This window comes from Massilia sp. Leaf139, assembly GCF_001424165.1.
Classification (GTDB): domain Bacteria; phylum Pseudomonadota; class Gammaproteobacteria; order Burkholderiales; family Burkholderiaceae_D; genus Telluria.
The window spans coordinates 1-4,576 of the sequence record NZ_LMOJ01000017.1; the positions used below are offsets into that span (position 1 = coordinate 1).

General features: G+C 62.3%; 3 protein-coding genes. 2 read left to right on the forward strand and 1 reads right to left on the reverse strand.

Annotated features, from left to right (window positions below; genetic code table 11):
* Nucleotides 1-319: 319 nt before the first annotated feature.
* Nucleotides 320-1,942 carry an RNA repair transcriptional activator RtcR gene (gene rtcR / locus ASF77_RS11345; RefSeq protein WP_056339127.1) on the reverse strand — a complete coding sequence of 541 codons (1,623 nt, stop codon included), beginning with the start codon at nucleotides 1,940-1,942 and terminating at the stop codon, nucleotides 320-322.
* Between the two features lie 222 nt (nucleotides 1,943-2,164).
* Here rtcR and ASF77_RS11350 point away from each other — a divergent pair, with 222 nt between their 5' ends.
* Both ASF77_RS11350 and rtcA read left to right on the forward strand, forming a co-directional pair.
* Nucleotides 2,165-3,400: an RtcB family protein gene (locus ASF77_RS11350; protein WP_056339129.1), complete on the forward strand. Its 1,236-nt coding sequence runs from the start codon at nucleotides 2,165-2,167 to the stop codon at nucleotides 3,398-3,400.
* Nucleotides 3,401-3,442: 42 nt separating this feature from the next.
* Nucleotides 3,443-4,474 carry an RNA 3'-terminal phosphate cyclase gene (rtcA, locus tag ASF77_RS11355; protein WP_056339130.1) on the forward strand — a complete coding sequence of 344 codons (1,032 nt, stop codon included), beginning with the start codon at nucleotides 3,443-3,445 and terminating at the stop codon, nucleotides 4,472-4,474.
* Nucleotides 4,475-4,576 lie beyond the last annotated feature (102 nt).

The following is a 4,576-nucleotide window of genomic DNA, read 5'->3' on the forward strand; positions in this document are numbered from 1 at the left end:
ACCCCTTCCCATCCCGAACAGGACCGTGAAACGACTTTGCGCCGATGATAGTGCTGCAACCAGTGTGAAAGTAGGTTATCGTCAGGCTAGTTATAAGAAAAACCCCGCTCGGTGACCCGAGCGGGGTTTTTTGCTTTCCGCTTGTCCCTCGTATTGCCCATTCGCGCAATGGGCTGGGCGAGCACTCGCACCCTCGCGTTCCCCCCGATTAACGAAACCCTCAGGTAGACAAGTGCCGCCCAGTTCTGGCATGTCCGGTGCCGCCGCAGGTACGGCTGGCTACCATACGACCATTGAAAAACGCGGCGGTTCCGTCGCGTCACCGATCAGGCGACAGCTCACCCGACAGCCGATCCCAGCTCAGGCCGAAGCGTGCCAGATATTTCTTGAGCCGGTCGGCGTCGTTCGGCTTGGTCTTGGCATCGCGCGACACGCCGAACAGCTTGCGGCCCGCGTCGGACAAGCTTTTCGATCGGCGGCACACGCCGACCACTGCCTGCAACTGCAGGGCGTCGAACAGATCCAGTCGGCTCGCCGCCTCTTCGCCAAGCAGGTCGTCGAGCGCCACATCGCCGTCGGCACCGCGGCCGGCGCGCGGCCGCCACAGCCGCTGCAGGCGCGCGATCTCGTCGTCGACGATCGCCTCGGTGATCCGCCCGGACTGCGCCAGCGTTGCCATCCGCGTCACCGACGCCCAGAGGTCGCGGAAGTTACCCGTCCATAGTGCGTCCGGCGCGCGCGCGAAGCGCATGAAGCGGGTGCGGGCCTCGCGGTTGAAGCGCACCATCTGGCCATTCTCTTCCCCGAACTGAGCCAATAAATAATCGAGATTCGGTTCGATATCCTCCTGCCGCTCGCGCAGTCCAGGGAGGGCATATGTCCACAGATTGATGCGCGCGTACAGGTCTTCGCGAAAACGTCCGGCCGCTACGTCCTGCGCCAGGTCGCGGTTGGTGCCGGCAATCAGCTGGAACTCGCTGTGCACCTCGTGGTCGCTGCCGAGCGGAAGAAAGCGTTTCTCTTCGACCGCTTTCAGCAGCATCGCCTGCTCGTCCGCACCGAGCTCGCCGATCTCGTCGAGAAAGAGAAGCCCCTTGTGCGCACTCCTGAGCAGACCCGGACGATCCGCCGCCGCACCGGTGAAGGCGCCCTTGATATGCCCGAACAGCGTCGAGGCCGCGCCATCGCCATGCAGCGTCGCGCAATTGAGTTCGACGAAACGGCCAGCCACCTGGTGGCGCGCCTTTTTCAGTTCATAGACGCGCCGCGCCAGAAAGGATTTACCGGCGCCCGTCGGCCCCATCAGCAGCATCGGTGCACGCGAGCGGATCGCGACCCGCTCGATCTCTTCGATCATGGTGTTGAACGCGGCATTGCGCGTTGCAATGCCCGATTTCAGGAAGGCGATGCCCTCCAGCTGCTCGCGCGAAAAGCGCTGGGCGATCTGGTCGTAACGCGACAGGTCGAGGTCGATCAGCGTATAGCTGCCGAGCGTGTTCGACGCCGGCGCGCGCGGCGGCGAGGTCTGTATCAGGCGGCCGGGAAAGAAGCGCGCTTCGGTCAGCAGGAACATACAGATCTGGACGACGTGGGTGCCGGTCGTGATGTGGATCCAGTAGTCTTCCTTGTCCGGATCGAAGGGATAGCGCTTCGCGAAATCGAACAGGGCGCCGTACACTTCCTCGAAGTCCCAGGCGTCCGCCATCTCGAGCGCATGGGGAACGACCTGCGTTTCCGGCGACACGGATGCGATATCGTCCGTGACCTGGCTGATCAGATTGTCGACGCTCCCGTTGTACAGCAACTCGAAACGGCCGACGGTGAGATCGGGCTGCTGGGTCAACGCGATGCTCGGTCGCCATTTGTCCCAGCGCGACGCGCCGCGATAATTGTCGAGCTTTGTGCCGACAAAGCCGATGACCACCGTTTCCTTCTTATTCATATTCGTATAAAAGTTTATCTATACGGATAATTTATCAGTGGACGTATCTGCAGTCCAGTTCTCGCTCTTATGCGTGCAGTTGTCCAAAAGGTTGAAGAATCAGTGACTTGCTGCCCTCCCCGGCGAAATGCTCCTGACTGGCACGCCGCTTGCAATACAGGAGAAGCAAACCAGACGACGATTCAGATGGCAGCGCCATCTCACTTTGAAAACGATAAGACGATGAATAACGACCACTACGATGTGATGGATATCCCGAACGGCAGCAGCGTGAAAATGTGGACGCGCGGCGTGCCGGTCGAAGAGGCGGCCAAGCAGCAGTTGACGAACACGGCCAAGATGCCCTTCGTGTACAAGCACATCGCCGTCATGCCTGACGTCCACCTAGGCAAAGGCTCGACCATCGGCACCGTCGTGCCGACCCTGGGCGCGGTGATTCCGGCCGCGGTGGGCGTCGACATCGGCTGCGGCATGATGGCGGCGAAGACCACCTTGCGCGCGACCGACCTGCCCGACAGTCTGTCGAAGCTGCGCACCGCCATCGAGCGCGCCATTCCGCACGGGATGTCGCCGAAAACGCGCGGTCATCGCGGCCGCGACGAGGGTTCGTGGCAAACGCCGCCGACGGCAGTCGACGCAGCCTGGGTTCAACTGAAGGACGAATTCGATGCGATCTGCCTGAAGACGCCGTCGCTGAAGAACACGAACAACTACCGCCATCTCGGCACGCTCGGCAGCGGTAACCACTTCGTCGAGGTGTGCCTGGACGAAGTCGGCTTCGTTTGGTTCATGTTGCACTCGGGCTCGCGCGGCGTCGGCAATGCGATCGGCACTTATTTTATCGAGCTGGCCAAGAAGGACATGCGCACCCACCTGGTCAACCTGCCCGACAGCGACCTGGCCTATCTGTCGGAAGGGACGCAGCACTACGACGATTATGTGGAGGCGGTCAGCTGGGCGCAGAAGTTCGCGCGCATGAATCGCGAGGTCATGATGCAGAACCTTATATCCGCCGTGCGCTCCGTGATTACCAAGTCCTTCCAGACGCACGTGGAGGCGGTGAACTGCCACCACAATTATGTGCAGAAGGAGCACCACTTCGGCAAGGACGTGCTGGTGACCCGCAAGGGCGCCGTGTCGGCGCGCGCGGGCGAATTGGGCATCATCCCCGGCTCGATGGGCGCGAAGAGTTTTATCGTGCGCGGCAAAGGCAATCCCGACAGTTTTAACAGCTGCAGCCACGGTGCGGGACGCACGATGAGCCGGACGGAAGCCAAGCGTCGTTACACGCTGGCCGATCAGGTCAAGGCGACCGAAGGCGTGGAGTGCCGCAAGGATGCGAACGTCATCGACGAAATCCCGATGGCTTATAAGGACATCGACGCGGTGATGCACGCCCAGCGTGATCTTGTGGAAGTCGTCCACACGCTCAAGCAGGTGGTGTGCGTGAAGGGGTAAGTCCTCCGCACCGATCCGATAACAAGAACAGCAGGGGAGACCATGATCGAACTCGATGGCGCCGCGGGCGAAGGTGGCGGCCAGATCCTGCGCAGCGCGCTCGCGCTGGCCATGATCACGGGGCAGCCGTTTCGCATCAGGCGCATTCGTGCCAACCGCGCGAAGCCCGGATTGATGCGGCAGCACCTGGTCGCCGTGCAGGCCGCGGCCGAGGTGAGCGGTGCACGCGTGACGGGCGCGGAACTCGGCTCGTCCGAGCTGCAGTTTGTGCCGGGCCGTATCCGGGGCGGCGACTACCGGTTCGCCATCGGCACGGCGGGCAGCTGCACCCTGGTCTTGCAGACGGTCGTGCTGGCACTGCTGTATGCCGAGCGGCCATCGACCATCCGCATCACCGGCGGCACCCATAACGTGATGGCGCCGCCGGTGCAGTTCCTGCAGCAGGCCTATCTGCCGCTGCTGGCCCGCATGGGAGCGCACGTCGATATCGATTTGCTGCGCTACGGCTTTTATCCTGCCGGCGGAGGTGAGGTCGTCGCGAGGATCTCGCCGTGCCAGCAGTGGCGGCAGCTGGTGCTGCACGAGCGCGGCCGCCTGCTGAGTGGCGTGGCCGACGCGCTAGTGGCGGGCCTCCCGTCGAGCGTAGGCCAGCGTGAACTGGGCTGTATCGGCGTCGCGCTGGGATGGCAAGAGGAGCAGCTGCGCCTGCATCGGCTTCCCGGCGAGCAGGGGCCGGGTAACGCCGTACTCATCACGCTGGAACATGAACAGGTGAGGGAAGTATTCGCAGGCTTCGGCGCCAAAGCGGTTAGGGCGGAAGCCGTCGCCCAGGACGCGATCGCGCAGGCACAGGACTATCTCGCATCGGGTGCGGCCGTCGGCGAACACCTGGCCGACCAGCTGATGCTGCCAATGGCATTGGCCGGTGGCGGCGCCTTTACCGCATCCACGATTTCACTACATGCGACGACGAATGCAGAAGTGATCGGCCGGTTTTTACCGGTGGCGATTAGTTTCGAAGAGGAAAAGGGCCGTCATCGGTGTGTGGTGAAAAGCACTTGCCAAGCAGGATAACGGTTGGCTATAATTCGCCTCCGCTTCGGCGCTGTCTGCAAAACGTTAACGAAATCAAGTAGTTAGATTCGTAATTTCTTTGCAACGAGCGACGCGGTGGAA